The following is a 15,107-nucleotide window of genomic DNA, read 5'->3' as shown; positions in this document are numbered from 1 at the left end:
TGTTTTCGTTGCAAATTACGGTGTCGCCACCAGTCCGCGATGCCCTGCGGCATCAACTGCTCGAACGCCGAAGATTACGTTGTCCTTGGAGATGGGAACAGTCAGAGTCATCGGGTTCGCGCCGGTCCCCGGAACGGTCTGCACATATTGCCAGTCGGGAGCGGTTGTTTCGCGCCACAGCAACTCGTAGTGCAGGCTGGATGGAGCTCCTTCGGGTGTTTTCCAGGTCAGGGTTGTGCCGTTTTCGAGATTTGCGGTGACAATCTTCAGGTCCGGGGGGATTCCCGGTGAAGCTGCCAGCGTCGCCAGCGTGGCCGCGTTCAGTTTCGCTACCTGCGCGACGTAAGCGAAGTCGACGAACTGGATGAGGTCGCCGTACTGGACGCCGTTTTCTACGCGAACATTCTGGTGCTGATGGTTAAAGTCCTCGCGCCACTCGGTCAGCCGGACTGCGGTGAATCCTTCGCGGTTGAAGCTGGTGTGATCGCCGCCGCGCAGGTAGCGGTCTGGCCTCGCCACCAGAAACGGACCGAAGCTGCTACTGGGGAAGTATGTTCGGGCCACATCGTCCATGGCGCGGGCCAGTTGGCGGCTGGGTGCGTCGTCCACGGTTCCAAGGGCGCGAATGCGGCGCAATTGTTCGGGCGAGGCTGTGAGCGGGATGCCTTCGGAAAAGACCCGCACCACGTCTTTGCGTTGGAGGGTGTCGCCGGGGGTGGTGTTGCCGCCTACGATGTCGTTGTTCAGCACGCCTTCGAGCTGCCAGCCCTCGTCTTTGGCCAGCTTTGCCAGATGTGCTGAGCCGTTCAGTCCTTGTTCCTCGCCGGCGACCGCGACGAAGACCAGCGAGGCGGGAAACTTGAGTTTGCTGAGGACATGGGCGCATTCGAGCGAAACAGCTACGCCGGAGGCGTCGTCGTTGGCGCCAGGAGCTGTGCTGTGGTCATCGAGGGTGTCGGAGTTGCGCGAATCGTAATGCCCGGTTACCAGGTACATCCGCTTGGCCTGAGCCGGGTCGGAGCCGCGCAGGATGGCGTAGACATTGGTGATTGTGGTGGGCTTGGGAATGCGCTCGGCGATGGGATTGGTGAAGGTGTCGCGCTTTACTTCGAGGCAGCCGCCGCACTCCTTCGATATCGCCTCGAACTGGCCTGCAATCCAGTCTGCGGCAGCGGTCACTCCCGTTCCGGGAGGCAGGTCCGTCTCCATGCTGGAGAGCGTGGCGCGCGTGCCAAAACCAACCAGCTTTTCAATCGTCTGATGAATGCGGGCTTCGGAAACTCGGGCGAGCGCTCCGGCGATTGCCGGATCTGCTGGAGCCGCAGAGACCGGAGTGGCGTGCTGTTGATAATCCGCTTGCGCCGCGGAAACAGGCCCGAGGGCAGTGGCGAGGACTATTCCGAGGATAACCCCGGCGAACAAAGGCTCGATGAACACGGGCCAAAATGGAACAGAGACCAGCGACATGCGCGGGCACCGAAGCAAATTCATGCGTTTCTTCTCCACTGGTCTCAAATTTCAGTGCGATTGCTTCCGCTCTGCCCTTGACCGGAGGCAGGTCTCTCCCTAAAACTAGCGGAGTCGCACCGCGCGATGCTGTCATCATAAAGCTTGAATGGTGCTAAGAAGGAGGAGCCATCATGCCGAATTGTCCAGAGTGTGAGACCCCGCTGGATTTTGAAGTGGACGAAGTGGAAGAGGGCGACATTGTCGCCTGTGACGAATGTGGGACCGAGTTTGAAGTGGTCGGTACGGAGCCGATTGAGCTGGCGCATGTGGATGGCGACGAGCTTGACGAAGAGGACGACGAGTTTTTGGACGAGGAAGAGGAAGAGGAGTGATGCCAAGTGCATTTCCAACAAAGAAGCTGTCGAAGCGAACCAGAAGCTACCTGTTCGGTTCCGGCCTGATTGCAATCACGGTGCTGGGGTTGATTCCGGTGGGCAATCCGGGCCGCTCCGGTAGCCTTGGGCCTGTAGTCGCCGAAGCTCAGAACTTTGGTCAGCGAATCCTCCAGGGCAAAGTCATTGGCGAGGGGGATTCGCCAGTGGGGGGCGCCACCGTTTTTCTCAAGAATCTCAAGAGCCGCGACATCAAGAGCTTCACCAGCATCCCTGACGGATCCTTCCGATTCGCCCAGGTCGGCATGGTTGACGACTACGAAGTCTGGGCCGAGCAGGGGAAGAAGAAGAGCGCGGTCAAGACGATCAGCTCCTTTGACTCCCGCAAACTCGTGGAGTTCGATCTGAAGCTCAAGTAGCGCAAACATAGTTCGACGTGCGGGCTGAGGTAGTTCTTGAAGGCCCGCAGGTTTCTCGCTGCTTTAATGCTTTCTTCCGAGCTAAAGCACGGCGAGACAGCCGATTCCTCCCCGGTTGCATCTGAGAACTTGTCGCTTGCCTGTGGATTTCCGCAGTTCCGGAAAACATACCCGCATTTCGACCAGATTGGGCTACGGAAATCCGATGCAGCCGGATGCGCGGCTGTGCGCTGGAGGAGAATCCACGATGGCTGTCATGATGCAGGCGTTTTACTGGGATGCGCCAAAGCTGGAGAACAAGGAAGGCAACTGGTGGAATGTGATCGCCGAGCGTGTCGAAGCGCTGGGCAAGTCCGGCTTCAACGCGCTTTGGCTGCCGCCTGTTTCGAAGGCGTCGGATCACCGATCGATGGGCTACGATCCGTATGACTATTGGGATCTAGGCGACTTTGATCAGAAGGGCGGAGTGAAGACCCTTTGGGGCAATCGAGCCGAGCTTGAAGCGCTCGCCGCCAAGGCCCACCAGAGCGGTATTGGCCTCTACGCCGACATGGTCATCAATCACAACTCCGGCGCGGATGAGGAAGAGGTCAATCCGCTGGATGGCCAGAAGCGCTGGACGAAGTTCAAGCCAAAGAGCGGCAAATTTCCGCGCGACTGGAACAGCTTTCACCCCAGCCGCTTCGAACAGGTCATGGTCGAAGGGGAGAATTACGCCGGCTTTCCTCACCTGTGCCATCGCAACCCGGAGGTTTACAAGGCCATGTTCGATTACGCACGGCTCATGATTGAGGAACTGGGTTTCGATGGCTTCCGTTTCGACTTCGTAAAAGGTTTCGGCGCATGGATGATTGGCGTGCTCTCCAAGTATCGCTATGTCAGGGACGGCAACGAATTCACGCCCTACGTCGTCGCTGAGATGTGGTCCGGCCCCCAGGATATAGAGCAGTGGATCGACCGGGTCAATGGCATGACCGACAATCAGATCGCTGCCTTTGACTTTCCGCTTCGCTACAAGCTCAAGGACGTCTGCGACACGCTCAACTACGATCTGCGCAATCTCACGGACGGCGGTTCTGTTGTCATGAAGCGCCCCATGCACGCTGCGACTTTCGTCGATAACCACGACATGGGCGAGAACGCGATCGTCAACGACAAGATGCTGGCCTACTCGTTCATCCTTGTACACGAAGGGTATCCGTGCATCTTCTGGTATGACTACTTCAACAATGGGTTGGGCCGTGGCGGAACGCCAAATGGCATTGACGCGCTGGTCGATGTGCATCATCACTATGCGGGCGGCGATTCGCAGATCCTCCATGCCGATCCCGACCTCTACATCATGCAGCGCGTCGGCTTCAAGAATGACGAAGTGGACCAGCCGGGGCTGGTGTATGTCTTGAATAACCTCGGCGATAAGTGGAGCGGAACCAGCGTCAAGACTAAGTGGCCGAATCAGAAATTTCGCCCGATGGCGTGGGATGGCCACGACAACGCGCATCCCGATGAACGCACGACGGACGGGGATGGGAATGCTGAGTTTCCTGCGCCGCCGCGGGGGTTTGCTGTTTATGTGCCGGTGTTTGAATAGCTTCGCGGCTTATTCAAAGGCTTGGGCTCATGTTGGCGTTCTTATTGAAGGGCGGTGAGTCCCAGTCAGCGATGGCTCGAAACAACTTTTCGACATGAGTACGAATCTGTCTTAGAATCTCGGCTGAGGCTTCGTTGATGCTGCCAAAGGACTCCGAGACTAAGCGTGATCACTTGCATAGTATCCGGGTGAATGAAGGCCATGACCCACTTCGGACGATCAGAGAAGAAGCTCCAACCTTCAACTTGGCATGGCTCAAAGACGGCGAGTCCATGCCACTTGTTCAAAGAGTTGGATTCACGATCTTCTCTTTGATGTTCTGTCTCGCCGGTGTTTGGCTGATTAACGGCTCCGTAATAGAGTTTCGCGAGCACGACGTCATAGGCGTTTTCTCCGTAATTGGAAGCGTGATCTTCCTGATTCCGGGCATTCTCGGTCTGAGGAATGTCTTGAAGTTCAAGAGTAAGGACTCATCTAATTAACCGTGTTCTAGACAGCAGAGCTAAGCCATCACAGGCAGATCGGCCGAAAGAATATTCATTGGCGTGAGCCCTCGTTGTCGCAGTGAGCGAAGGCTCAATGCATCGTGGCGCTTGGCCAGCCGCTGGCCGTTGTGGTCGGCTACTAGCGTGCAGTGATACCAGCTTGGTGCGGCATAGCCCAGCGCACGAAGCAGCAGGATCTGGCGGGCTGTTGATTTGAGCAGATCCGCTCCGCGCACCACTTCGGTGATCGCCATGGATGCGTCGTCTACCGCGCAGGCCAGTTGATAGCTGGGGACATTGTCTCTGCGCCACACCAGGAAGTCACCGAAGTCCACTCCGGCGACGAAGCGCTGCCGGCCCAGATGCTGATCGTAAAATTCGACTACCGCTCCGTCCTGCACGCGGAAGCGCCAGTTGGCGGACTCCGGTCCGAAACGGCTTGCGGTTGGTCCGGGAAGCTGCGCGGTCTCTCCGCTTAAATGGCGGCAGGTGCCGGGATAGATCGGCTCGTCTTCGGGATTAATCTCGGGATTGGTCCTGGGGTTGATCTGGGCCCCCTCATGCGGGGCGGAAGCCAGCGCTGCCAGTTCCTTGCGTGTGCACCGGCAGGGATAGAGAAAACCTCGGCGAAGCAGCTTGCGCCAGGCCGACTCGTACAGACTGTGCCGCTTGCTTTGGAGGTATGGCCCGTAAGGTCCGCCATTGCCGGACTTGTCGGATTTGTCCTGTCCGGTTGCGCCCGGACCCTCCTGCCAGCGGATGCCCAGCCAGCGCAGGTCTTCGACGGCGGCTTCGGCGTACTCGCTGCGGCTGCGGTCCGGGTCGAGGTCGTCCATGCGCATGACAAGCGTGCCACCGGCATCGCGGGCGCGCTGATAGGCGGTCCAGAAAGTTCGCGCATGGCCTACGTGCAGCATTCCGGTCGGCGAGGGCGCGAGACGGCCACGATAGGGTTCCGCGCCGCCCTTGAAAGCCTGAGACTCCGGATTGTCCGCGCCGGGCCCCAATGCGTGTCCCGATGTGTTTCCAGACGCGTACAAGGGGGCTTGCATGGTGAAGACCGGCGGCATTCGCTGTGTGCCCACCCTGTCAGTCTACGCAGGCTCGGAGGCGCGCGGAATGGATAACTTGGTTCCGCGTCCAGTCCTCCGGTTATTCTGATTCGTCTTCGTCCTGTTTGGCGCTACTGGAATCATCCTGATGGTGCTTCTTCCCATGCGGATGGCGGAATTGACCCATGTCGTCGTCAATGTGCTTCGGATCGACGGACACCTGTACGACGTCCATCTCGTGGCCATCCAAATCAACGACCAAAAGCCCCATACGGTCGCCTTCGGGCTTTGCATAGATCAAAGTTTGATTCAAGGTCTGATCCGAAGTTTGATCCAGGGTCTGATTGCTGCAATTGCGGCTTGTCTCGCGGATCATCCGCTGCCAACCTGGGCCGACGCGCTGCTCGACGAGGGCGTTCAGTTCCGCGCCATCGACCGGGCCCTGGAGGTTTTCGATCTCGGCCAGGTGCAATCCGTGAACGCCGCCATGCGATGCGATTCCCGCGATGCCGCTGATCAGCGCCATGAAAGGAATCCGCGTGGCATGGGCGTGGTAGCGCGACTCGATACCGTGCACCACGGAGTCAAAGCCAGATCCGCTGCCGCTCGCGGCGAGCAGAATCATCGGAGTCATGACGGCTGCCAGACCCGCCAGAATCATTAGCCCATACCAACGGTTGTCTTTCATTTGCCCGCCTCTTTCTGTGCTTTCTTGACCGACTTCACGGCGTCTTTGGGAATCCCGAAGTTACCGCCAAGGCTGCCGATCTTGTCCATATCAACTGGTCCCAGAATCAGCACAAGAGCCAGTTCTTTCGGCTCTGCATCGAGCACAAACAAGCCCTGCACCTGTCCGTCGACCAGCTTGAGGTAAATGTCCGTGCCTTCAGCGGCTCCCTTGGTTCGTTCGTGCACCATCGGCGACCATTCGGTGCCCTGGATATACTTGCGCAACCCTTCGAGCTCTTCCGCCGTGTAGGAGTGATCCTTGTCGAACTCGTAGTCGCGCACGTAGACGCCCTTGAGGTTCTGAATCATCTGCTTGACGGCCTCGTCGTCCCTGTCGCCATCCTTGTCTTTGTCCTTGTCCTTACCCATGAACTTCGCCGCAAAGGCCAGCATGTTTTTGTCCAACGTCACTTCCGTTACGTGCGTGGCGCGATCCGCCAGCGTCTTTTCAATCGGCGACGCTGTTGGCAGGGAATCCTGTGCAAATACGCCGGACGAGCCCGTCACTACAATTCCCAATGCCACCAAGCTGGCCCAAACCTGATTCCGCTTCATCCTGTCCCGCTTTCTTCCCCATGGGGAAACTACCTGAATGTCTGATATCCCAAATTGGACCGGCTACCTGCCACAGTGCCCTCGTTCACGCGGTCACCCACTCGTTCCAGTGTTTGGTGGGTGATTCGAAAAGCCGTCATCACTTGTTGTCGCGCTTCCTCGCCCTTGCGCCGTTCGAGATTGCGCTCTTCGACCTGTTTGTAGACCGCAAAGCCGCCGAAGACCGCGGCCAGCAACGCAGATGCGGCGATTCGCTGCAGCATCCACCAGCGGCCATGCTGTCCTTGTCTCCGCTCGCGTGCTCTTGCCAGCACCCGCTGCTTCATTCCGGGCGGGGCATCGCGATGCTGCAAGGCGATCCGCAGCTTGCGTTCGAAGTCCGCGAGTTCCTGTTCGGTCAAATCTCTATGTTCCACGGACATACTCCTTCAACGTCTGGCTCGCCCTCATGCGCAGCAGTTTCAGGCCGCGCTGTAACTGGCTCTTTACGGTCGCCACGGGCGCTTTCAACGTTACTGCAATCTCTTCCGGCGTCAGGTCTTCCTGGTAACGGAGAACAAGCGCCGCGCGTTGCGACTCCGGCAGACCTGCCAGCAGTTCTTCGATGCGCCGCCCCAGCGGAGACGCGTCGTCCATATCCAGCGGCTCCACGAGCACGTGCCGCTCCTCCAGTTCTACCCACAAATCGGTACCCAGACTTGCGGCCTTAGTCTGCTTCCGGCGCAATGCATCCGCGGAACGGTGTACGGTCACCTGCCGCAGCCAGAAGCGGACGTGCTGGGCCGAGCAAAGCTTGTGGAGATTGCGGTCCAATTCGAGCAGCACATCCTGGGCCAGCTCCTCGGCCAATCCGCGATCTCCCGTCATGCGCCATGCCAGCGAGAAAACCATCGACTGGTGCTCCTCGACGAGTTGCTCGAACTCGAGATTGGATTGGGCCTGCCAGTTCAACAGCTTCCTCATGTGCTTCTACTCTCTAATCCGCAAAATTCCTCGGGGCGGGATGCAGAGCCTTACGCTTTTTTTGAGAAAGATGTTTCAAGAGCTGCGCTGGGAGATGTTTCGAAGCCTGATTCCTGAATTCATACGACCCTGGTGCCGCATGACTATGGTCACTATTTCCACATTAACCACAACATATAGATGTTGACCCGCGTTCAGGCTCACGATATAGTCGATTCTGCTTTCGGTGGTGAATCGTGCGGTTCACCTGAAAGGGAATCCGGTTAAATGCCGGAACTGCCCCGCAGCGGTAAGCAGGAACGAACGCTCCAATACAAGCACTGGTCGAGCAACTGTCCAGCCGTGGACGTTCTCAAGACTGGGAAGCTGGAGCAAATAGGTAGCCTGCAAGTCCGAAGACCTGCCGAAAGACATGTCCGATAGGGCATGGCACATGCACACGCCTCCGAGGGGATGGCCGGGTGATGTGGGCTGTCGTTTTTTCAGGACACCCTTGTTTTCCGGTCTCGAACCCTCCCGGCTCAAGATTCGCTTCACCTCAGCCGACAAGGCTTTCGAAAGGACCATTCCTATGGCCACAATTCAGTCCACACTGACGGACCTCGACCCGAATTTTCCGCTCGCCGAAGCCGCGCCTCAGATGCAAGTCAGAAAGCGGAATGGCGGTCTCGAACCCGTGGACGTCAACAAGATTGTCCGCGCCGTCGAGCGCTGCTGTCATGGCTTGCCCCATGTCGATCCCATCCGCGTAGCCAGCAAGACCATCGGCGGCCTCTTTGACGGCGCAAGCACGCGGGAGCTTGACTCCATTTCAATCCAGACCGCGGCTTCGCTGATCGCCGAGGAGCCGGAGTACTCGCGCCTGGCTGCGCGTTTGCTGCTTGCGACCATTGCGAAGGAAGTTGCTGGCCAGAATATTTATTCGTTTTCGCAGTCGATCGAGATCGGCAACCGCGAGGGCGTGGTCTCTGCCGATGCCGCAGCCTTTGTGCAGGCGAATGCCCGCAAGCTCAACTCTGCCATCGATGACCGCTTTTCGGACCGTTTTGAATACTTCGGCCTGCGCACGGTGTACGACCGCTATCTGCTGCGGCATCCGATTACGCGTCTGGTCACGGAGACTCCGCAGTACTTCTTCATGCGCGTGGCAGCCGGGCTTTCGACGCGGGTGAATGAGGCCGTCGATTTCTACAACTTGCTGGCCTCGCACGATTACCTGCCGAGTTCGCCGACGCTGTTCAACAGCGGCACCAAACATAGTCAAATGTCGAGCTGCTACCTGATCGACTCGCCGTTGGACTCGCTGGACTCGATCTACGACGCCTACAAGCAAATTGCATTGCTGTCGAAGTTCTCGGGCGGTATTGGTCTGGCCTTTCATCGCATTCGCAGCGAGGGGTCGCTGATTCGCGCGACCAATGGATTGTCGAACGGCATCGTGCCGTGGCTGCGCACATTGGATGCTTCGGTCGCCGCCGTCAACCAGGGCGGCAAGCGCAAGGGAGCGTGCTGCGTCTATCTTGAGCCGTGGCATGCCGATGTCGAGTCATTCCTCGAAATGCGCGACAACACTGGCGATCAGGCGCGACGGACCTACAATCTGAATCTTGCGAACTGGATTCCGGACCTGTTCATGCGTCGCGCCGATGAAGACGGGATGTGGTCGCTCTTCGACCCCAAGGATGTGCCGACCCTGACGGATCTTTACGGCGAGGCATTCGAAAAGGCGTACATCGAAGCGGAAACCCAGAAGCTCTACAAACGCCAGATCAAGGCCCGCGATCTGTACGCGCGGATGATGCGGACGCTGGCGGAAACAGGCAATGGGTGGATGGTCTTCAAGGACGCCTGCAACGTGAAGTGCAACCAGACGGGCGAGCCGGGGAACACGGTGCATCTCTCGAATCTATGCACGGAGATCACCGAGGTCACTTCGCATCAGGAGACGGCCGTCTGCAACCTTGGCTCGATCAATCTTGGCCGTCACCTGACGGACGGTAAGTTTGATTTTGACAAGCTCGCGGCGACGGTTCGCCATGCCGTTCCGATGCTGGATCGGGTTATCGATATCAATTACTACCCCGTTTCGCAGGCTGCAGTGTCGAATTCGCGCTGGCGTCCGGTTGGGCTTGGCGTGATGGGACTGCAGGATGTCTTCTTCCAGCTTCGCTGGGCCTTCGATTCGCCGGAAGCGCGTGAGCTTTCCGCCAAGATTCAGGAAGAGATTTACTTCCACGCGCTCTCTGCGTCGTGCGATCTGGCTGAAAAGAATGGTCCTCACGCTGCGTTTCAAGAGACTCGCGCTTCCAGGGGCGAGTTCCAGTTCGACCTGTGGGGCATTACGCCGCGTGACACGGCGCGTTGGGAGACTCTGCGCGAACGGATGAAGACGGTCGGCCTGCGCAACTCGCTGCTGATCGCGATTGCACCGACGGCGACTATTGCATCGATTGTCGGATGCTACGAATGCATCGAGCCGCAGATTTCCAATCTCTTCAAGCGCGAGACGCTCTCCGGCGAGTTCATGCAGATCAACAAGTACCTCGTCACCGAGTTAAAGCAGCTTGGCTTGTGGTCGGAAGAGATGCGCACGCGGATCAAAATGGCAGAAGGGTCGATTCAGAAGATCGACGAAATCCCGGACGAGCTGAAGCTGATCTACCGAACAGTGTGGGAAGTTCCCATGCGTTCGCTTATCGACATGGCTGCCGATCGCGGTGCCTATATCGACCAGAGCCAGTCGCTCAATCTCTTCAGCGAGTCGCCGAATATCGGACGGCTTAGCTCGATGTATATGTACGCGTGGAAGAAGGGGATCAAGACCACTTACTATCTGCGCTCGCGCCCGGCTACCAAGATTGCAAAGACCACGGTTGCTGTCGCCAACCGGGCTGTCGAGCAGATTCAAGCTGTGGCCTGCTCGCTCGATAATCCCGAGTCCTGCGAAGCCTGCCAGTAAGCTATCCCGGTTGAACAGAAATTTGGAGTCATTATGTCTACGAAAGCCCCTTTAAGCATCCTCGATCCCGGCCTGTCGCTCACGCTCAGGCCCATGCGTTATCCCGTCTTCTTTGACATGTTCAAGGACGGCATCAAGAACACCTGGACAGTCGAAGAAGTCGATTTCTCGACCGATCTCGTCGATCTGCGTTCCAAGCTCACCCCGGCGGAGATCCACCTCATCCAACGGCTGGTTGCGTTCTTCGCGACCGGCGATTCGATTGTCTCGAACAATCTCGTCCTCAACCTCTACAAGCACATCAACTCTCCCGAAGCGCGGCTATATCTCTCGCGGCAGCTCTTCGAAGAGGCCGTGCATGTGCAGTTCTACCTGACGCTGCTGGACAACTACGTTCCTGACCCGGAGGCGCGTGCCGCTGCCTTTGCCGCAGTAGAAAACATCCCAAGCATCAGCAAGAAGGCAGATTTCTGCATGAAATGGATGGACTCCATCCAGCAGCTCGATGAGTTGCGCACGCCGGAAGAGCAGAAGCAGTTCCTGCTGAATCTCGTCTGCTTCGCTGGATGCATTGAGGGCCTGTTCTTCTTCGCTGCGTTTGCGTATGTCTACTTCCTGCGCAGCCGAGGTCTGCTGAATGGCCTCGCCGCCGGGACGAACTGGGTCTTCCGCGACGAGAGCTGCCATCTGGAGTTCGCGTTTGAAGTCGTCAACATCGTTCGCAGCCAGCACCCTGGGCTCTTCGATGCAAAGCTTGAAGCCGACATCGTTACGATGATGCGCGAAGCGGTCGATTGCGAGCTGCAGTTTGCCGAAGATCTGCTCTCGGGCGGCGTGGCTGGACTTTCGGTCCGCGAGATGCGCCAGTATCTCGAATATGTGGCTGATTCGCGAGTGGTTCGCCTGGGAATGGAGCCGATCTTCGGGAGCAGGAATCCGTTCAGCTTTATGGAACTTCAGGATGTACAGGAGCTGACGAACTTCTTCGAGCGGCGCGTGTCGGCTTATCAGGTGGCAGTGGCCGGTGAGGTGGCATTCCACGAAGATTTCTGAGGCTGATGCTACAGCCGACCGCTGATCCCCTTCTGTGAGTGATCGAACAGCTCGGGCACGGAGCGGAAGGCGATCCTCGTCGGCGCCGCTTCGAAGGCCGCCAGCATGGTCGCCGGAGCCAGCGTACTCATTCCGTACTTGTTGTTCAGCGTATCCATCGTCTCGGCAAGCCGCTGCCGCCCTTCGCTGCCATCCTGCGCGTCGAAGAGCGTCAGCGAATGCCGTGCCTCTGGGACCAGGCCTGCAAGGACTACGCTGAGGAAAAACGGCTGTTGATACGCCGGTCCTTGTGGCCGTTGGTTCCACAGCTTATGCAGCGCCCTGATCAGCGTGGCATTGTCCTGGCACTCCAGCAGCCGCATTTCGGCCGACCAGCTCTCTGACCGGCTCGGCCCAAATGGCGAAGATCCCCGGATGCGCCCCTTGCCGACGAATGCGATGGTCAATCCGATCCGGCTGGTCCAGAGCTTTTCGCCGCGCATGCGCATGGCGGCTTTGTGCAGTAGTTTGTGCGCCACGGCCCATGCGCTTTCCGGATTGCGGAACGCTGGCGCCAGCACATGCTGATGTCCTACTGACTTGGCGTGTTCGGTTTCTTCCATATCGAAATCGTCGCCATTCAGCCAGTGCCACATTCGCTCGCCCCACACCGATCCCCACAACTCGCCGGTCTGCTCCCGACCGTGATCCCTTTCCAGAACTGCCATCAGATCGGCCATAGAATTTATGCCCTTGTCGTTCAGGCGCTTCTCCATTCGCGCGCCTACTCCCGGCAGGTCCTGGAGCTTCAGGGTCGCCAAGGCGTCTTTGAGCACATCTTTGGTCAGCGCAACAAGTCCATCCGGCTTTTCCATATCGGTGGCAACCTTGGCAAGGTACTGATTCGGGGCCAGTCCTACGGAGCAGCGCAGCGTGCTGCCCACCTGCTTGCGTATGGCCTCTTTGACCCGCCGCCCCAGGTCCATCGCCGCCAGCAAAGACCGCTCCCGCCCAATGAGCTGACAGACCATCTCATCGATCGAGCGGACGGCAGTCACCGGGATGCAGGTTTCCACAGCCCTTACGATCTTTTTGTGGTACTCGGTATACAGCTCGTGGCGGCCCTCCACAAAGACGATCTCGGGGCAAAGCTCCCGCGCTTCTTTCACCATCGTTCCGGTCTTTACGCCACGCGCTTTGGCTTCGTAGCTTGCCGCGATGCAGCATGTAGTATTCACGAGCGATGGCACCACGGCCACCGGGCGATTCCGAAGCTCCGGGCGAACTTCCTGCTCCACGGAGGCGAAGTATGAATTCAAATCGAGAAAAAGCCAGTTAACGTTTGGCGCGGGAGCTGCCGATAATGTATTTGAGACCGGATTGGAGGCAGTGGCCATGGTCGGCACCCGATCTATCTATTTTCGCTTTTTATTCGCTGGGATGCAACTGCAACTTTTGTTGGAGCGTCTAAATATTCAGCAGCCGGAATCCAGTGCTACACTTGACGCAACGGCGATTCCGTGACAAATTGTTCATCTGCGCGTCAATCTAAGTGATTGCCGGAGGCTGAACGTCCGGTTGGCTCAAAACGGTTCCGTTCAATAAGGTTCGCATTATGCATTCTTTGGCACACTCCTTATTCTCGGTTGGGATTCTCCTCGCGGTGCTCATCACCGCAGGCGTCGCAGTTCTACTTTTCTGCTGCCTCAGTTGTTCCAATTGTGGCTGCAAGGAGAAGGACGAACTGTTTCGACGCAAGTCTGCCTGAGTAATTCTGGCCCAAGTCTGTGTGCGAGATGGTTCGGTAGCCGGAGGAACAAAACCCCATTTCGCTCGTGCCAGCTTCCTGTAGGCGTACCGGTGGAGTTCGCGATTTCGTCGTGTATTTTGTTATCCGACGGGACTGCCGACCGGGTTGAGGGTTTCGAAGCGCTCTCCTTTGGCGGCATCCAGGAGACGTTCATCTGAGCTTACAAAGATGATTTCCATCCCCTGAAACATCTCCCGCGCCACGACGGCCGCGCCCAGCTGCAACGCCTCTGCGGATCGCAGCTCATGACGATCCAGGATCTGCCGCGCGGCTTCCAAGACTGCGGGGTTGAGCGGCTGCTGCACCATTCGGGCCGCTTCCACACGCAGAATGCTGCGCGCAGCCTCACTATCCTGGGGTGCGATGCCACCCGTGCGCTCGCGCCGCTTCAGGGCTGCATACACCTCGAGCGGGGTGCCAGCCGAGATCAGTTTCCGGTTGTCTTCAGTAGCCTCCATCAGGCGAATGATCGCGTCTGTCCCGGCTTCCTGCACGAACAGCTTCATAAAAGCTGTGGAATCAAGAAAATAGCAACTCACAGGTTCCCCCGGTCGTCGTCCAGGGCCACGCTCAATAGATCACCCTGGACCGCCACCGGGCGGAAACGCTGCGCTTCTTCCGGTACGCCCGCCTCGGCTCGATTGAGCCGAATTGTGGTCGTCGGATAGGCCGGCGTCTTCGGATTGGGAATCTTGCTGGTCAGCACCACTCCGCGCAAGATCGCCTCCGCCAGAATCATCTGCCGCGATTCCGGATTCTGATTCCAACTGAAGGCCTTACGCGGCAAGAAGGAATCCCGGAACCACTTCAACGCAATGAATGCGTGGCCTCCGCGTTCGGCTTCGGCCAGAGTCGCGCACAATTCCTTGATGCGATCATCGATATCCGCCGGTAGAGCGCCGTTGCTCTCTTCCACGTTGCCTTCTTCGAAGATTGCCGTCACTGGCCGGGGATTTCGCACTCGCGCCGGTGGCGCGTGCCGTTCCTCCCCTCGGTCCTCATCTTCCCCGGAATCTCCGCCGATCCGTTCAAAATAGATTCGCACTTCATCCTCTTCGGGACTCCAGGACGCTGCGTTCGCGTTGCGTCGCTTACTGCGGCCGTTTTCTCCACATAACTCCACAATCGCCTGATATCCAGGAGGAGCCAGGAAGCGCAGCGCCCGCATTAGTCCAGGGTCGGTCGAAAATCCGAGCTCTTCCAGAGCCTCTTCGATAATCTCTTCAGCCTCGGGGATTGTGAGGTTGTCTATCTCGTCGCGCAGGTGGGTATTTTGTATCGCTTTCATCGTTCTCTCCGCTTTTCCGACTCCTCTTCGGCTCTTCCATTTCCTCTAAATTAGCTCGTATCGGAGCTTCGATCATCGAGGCTATGTTGGGAGGAATGCCGACCGAGTCGGTATTAGTTTTACTTTGTCTTCATTTCTTGCTTCTTGCGATTCGCTCATACGGCCCGAAAGGGGAATATAGTCCCCACTCACAACGTTAAGCGTATTTCCTTAGGGAATTACGTCATAATTTCGCGGATAGGTTCCGTTTTTTGTTTCCAGTCTCCATCGTCGATTTTTCTACCCAGAATCCTATACGCTGTTGAAGTCCTCCCGGATTCCACTAATCCGCAATGGATTCGAAAATAGTCGAATTCAGAGAATACGAATTTGTTCGATTTCGG

At 57.8% G+C, this 15,107-nt stretch carries 14 protein-coding genes and 1 riboswitch; of the genes, 5 read left to right on the top strand and 9 right to left on the bottom strand.

The window, feature by feature from the left end:
• Positions 1–15: 15 nt before the first annotated feature.
• Positions 16–1,491: a M28 family metallopeptidase gene (locus OHL23_RS04075; protein WP_263350492.1), complete on the bottom strand. Its 1,476-nt coding sequence runs from the start codon at positions 1,489–1,491 to the stop codon at positions 16–18.
• 149 nt (positions 1,492–1,640) lie between these two features.
• Between OHL23_RS04075 and OHL23_RS04070 the strand changes: the two genes are divergently transcribed.
• From OHL23_RS04070 to OHL23_RS04060, 3 genes are all read left to right on the top strand, one after another.
• The gene (locus OHL23_RS04070) at positions 1,641–1,841 is read left to right on the top strand and encodes a hypothetical protein (protein WP_263350491.1); all 201 of its coding nucleotides are present in this window, start codon (positions 1,641–1,643) and stop codon (positions 1,839–1,841) included.
• Complete coding sequence (locus OHL23_RS04065) at positions 1,841–2,260, top strand: carboxypeptidase-like regulatory domain-containing protein (protein ID WP_263350490.1); 420 nt, start codon at positions 1,841–1,843, stop codon at positions 2,258–2,260. Before OHL23_RS04070 ends, OHL23_RS04065 begins: the two co-directional genes overlap by 1 nt.
• A gap of 247 nt (positions 2,261–2,507) precedes the next feature.
• Complete coding sequence (locus OHL23_RS04060; protein ID WP_263350489.1) at positions 2,508–3,851, top strand: alpha-amylase domain-containing protein; 1,344 nt, start codon at positions 2,508–2,510, stop codon at positions 3,849–3,851.
• A 502-nt stretch (positions 3,852–4,353) separates the two neighbouring features.
• Here the strand turns inward: OHL23_RS04060 and gluQRS are convergent.
• The 5 genes from gluQRS to OHL23_RS04035 all read right to left on the bottom strand — a co-directional run bounded on the left by gluQRS (position 4,354) and on the right by OHL23_RS04035 (position 7,635).
• Positions 4,354–5,421, bottom strand: coding sequence for a tRNA glutamyl-Q(34) synthetase GluQRS (gene gluQRS, locus OHL23_RS04055; protein WP_263350488.1), 1,068 nt, complete (start codon positions 5,419–5,421; stop codon positions 4,354–4,356).
• A 67-nt stretch (positions 5,422–5,488) separates the two neighbouring features.
• Entirely contained in the window at positions 5,489–6,076 is a 588-nt protein-coding gene (locus OHL23_RS04050) for a hypothetical protein (protein ID WP_263350487.1), read from the bottom strand.
• Entirely contained in the window at positions 6,073–6,672 is a 600-nt protein-coding gene (locus tag OHL23_RS04045; RefSeq protein ID WP_263350486.1) for a DUF4252 domain-containing protein, read from the bottom strand. Before OHL23_RS04045 ends, OHL23_RS04050 begins: the two co-directional genes overlap by 4 nt.
• A gap of 29 nt (positions 6,673–6,701) precedes the next feature.
• A complete protein-coding gene (locus OHL23_RS04040; RefSeq protein ID WP_263350485.1) occupies positions 6,702–7,088 on the bottom strand; it encodes a hypothetical protein in 387 nt (128 codons plus the stop codon).
• Positions 7,078–7,635 carry an RNA polymerase sigma factor gene (locus OHL23_RS04035; protein ID WP_263350484.1) on the bottom strand — a complete coding sequence of 186 codons (558 nt, stop codon included), beginning with the start codon at positions 7,633–7,635 and terminating at the stop codon, positions 7,078–7,080. The genes OHL23_RS04040 and OHL23_RS04035 overlap by 11 nt, the downstream gene beginning before the upstream one ends.
• 207 nt (positions 7,636–7,842) lie before the next feature.
• Positions 7,843–8,057: riboswitch (cobalamin riboswitch) on the top strand.
• A gap of 149 nt (positions 8,058–8,206) precedes the next feature.
• Between OHL23_RS04035 and OHL23_RS04030 the strand changes: the two genes are divergently transcribed.
• Both OHL23_RS04030 and OHL23_RS04025 read left to right on the top strand, forming a co-directional pair.
• Positions 8,207–10,594 carry a ribonucleoside-diphosphate reductase subunit alpha gene (locus OHL23_RS04030; RefSeq protein ID WP_263350483.1) on the top strand — a complete coding sequence of 796 codons (2,388 nt, stop codon included), beginning with the start codon at positions 8,207–8,209 and terminating at the stop codon, positions 10,592–10,594.
• A gap of 33 nt (positions 10,595–10,627) precedes the next feature.
• Positions 10,628–11,647, top strand: coding sequence for a ribonucleotide-diphosphate reductase subunit beta (locus tag OHL23_RS04025; RefSeq protein ID WP_263350482.1), 1,020 nt, complete (start codon positions 10,628–10,630; stop codon positions 11,645–11,647).
• Between the two features lie 8 nt (positions 11,648–11,655).
• On the opposite strand, the gene OHL23_RS04020 is transcribed toward OHL23_RS04025, so the two are convergent.
• The 3 genes from OHL23_RS04020 to OHL23_RS04010 form a co-directional block, all read right to left on the bottom strand.
• Positions 11,656–13,023 (bottom strand): DNA polymerase Y family protein, encoded by a 1,368-nt coding sequence (locus OHL23_RS04020; RefSeq protein WP_263350481.1) that lies wholly within the window; start codon positions 13,021–13,023, stop codon positions 11,656–11,658.
• A 493-nt stretch (positions 13,024–13,516) separates the two neighbouring features.
• A complete protein-coding gene (locus OHL23_RS04015; RefSeq protein ID WP_263350480.1) occupies positions 13,517–13,975 on the bottom strand; it encodes a type II toxin-antitoxin system VapC family toxin in 459 nt (152 codons plus the stop codon).
• A complete protein-coding gene (locus OHL23_RS04010) occupies positions 13,972–14,724 on the bottom strand; it encodes a hypothetical protein (protein ID WP_263350479.1) in 753 nt (250 codons plus the stop codon). Before OHL23_RS04010 ends, OHL23_RS04015 begins: the two co-directional genes overlap by 4 nt.
• Positions 14,725–15,107: the final 383 nt, after the last annotated feature.

Origin of the sequence: Acidicapsa acidisoli (genome assembly GCF_025685625.1) — a bacterium.
GTDB lineage: Bacteria > Acidobacteriota > Terriglobia > Terriglobales > Acidobacteriaceae > Acidicapsa > Acidicapsa acidisoli.
Note: the sequence above shows the minus strand (reverse complement) of the source record. Positions and strands in the feature narration are given on the sequence as shown.

What these genes read in the sequence shown, in the direction of transcription:
- OHL23_RS04075 (WP_263350492.1), bottom strand. Translation starts at nt 1,491, where the DNA reads ATGAATTTGCTTCGGTGCCCGCGCATGTCGCTGGTCTCTGTTCCATTT.
- OHL23_RS04070 (WP_263350491.1), top strand. Translation starts at nt 1,641, where the DNA reads ATGCCGAATTGTCCAGAGTGTGAGACCCCGCTGGATTTTGAAGTGGAC.
- OHL23_RS04065 (WP_263350490.1), top strand. Translation starts at nt 1,841, where the DNA reads ATGCCAAGTGCATTTCCAACAAAGAAGCTGTCGAAGCGAACCAGAAGC.
- OHL23_RS04060 (WP_263350489.1), top strand. Translation starts at nt 2,508, where the DNA reads ATGGCTGTCATGATGCAGGCGTTTTACTGGGATGCGCCAAAGCTGGAG.
- OHL23_RS04050 (WP_263350487.1), bottom strand. Translation starts at nt 6,076, where the DNA reads ATGAAAGACAACCGTTGGTATGGGCTAATGATTCTGGCGGGTCTGGCA.
- OHL23_RS04045 (WP_263350486.1), bottom strand. Translation starts at nt 6,672, where the DNA reads ATGAAGCGGAATCAGGTTTGGGCCAGCTTGGTGGCATTGGGAATTGTA.
- OHL23_RS04035 (WP_263350484.1), bottom strand. Translation starts at nt 7,635, where the DNA reads ATGAGGAAGCTGTTGAACTGGCAGGCCCAATCCAATCTCGAGTTCGAG.
- OHL23_RS04030 (WP_263350483.1), top strand. Translation starts at nt 8,207, where the DNA reads ATGGCCACAATTCAGTCCACACTGACGGACCTCGACCCGAATTTTCCG.
- OHL23_RS04025 (WP_263350482.1), top strand. Translation starts at nt 10,628, where the DNA reads ATGTCTACGAAAGCCCCTTTAAGCATCCTCGATCCCGGCCTGTCGCTC.
- OHL23_RS04020 (WP_263350481.1), bottom strand. Translation starts at nt 13,023, where the DNA reads ATGGCCACTGCCTCCAATCCGGTCTCAAATACATTATCGGCAGCTCCC.
- OHL23_RS04010 (WP_263350479.1), bottom strand. Translation starts at nt 14,724, where the DNA reads ATGAAAGCGATACAAAATACCCACCTGCGCGACGAGATAGACAACCTC.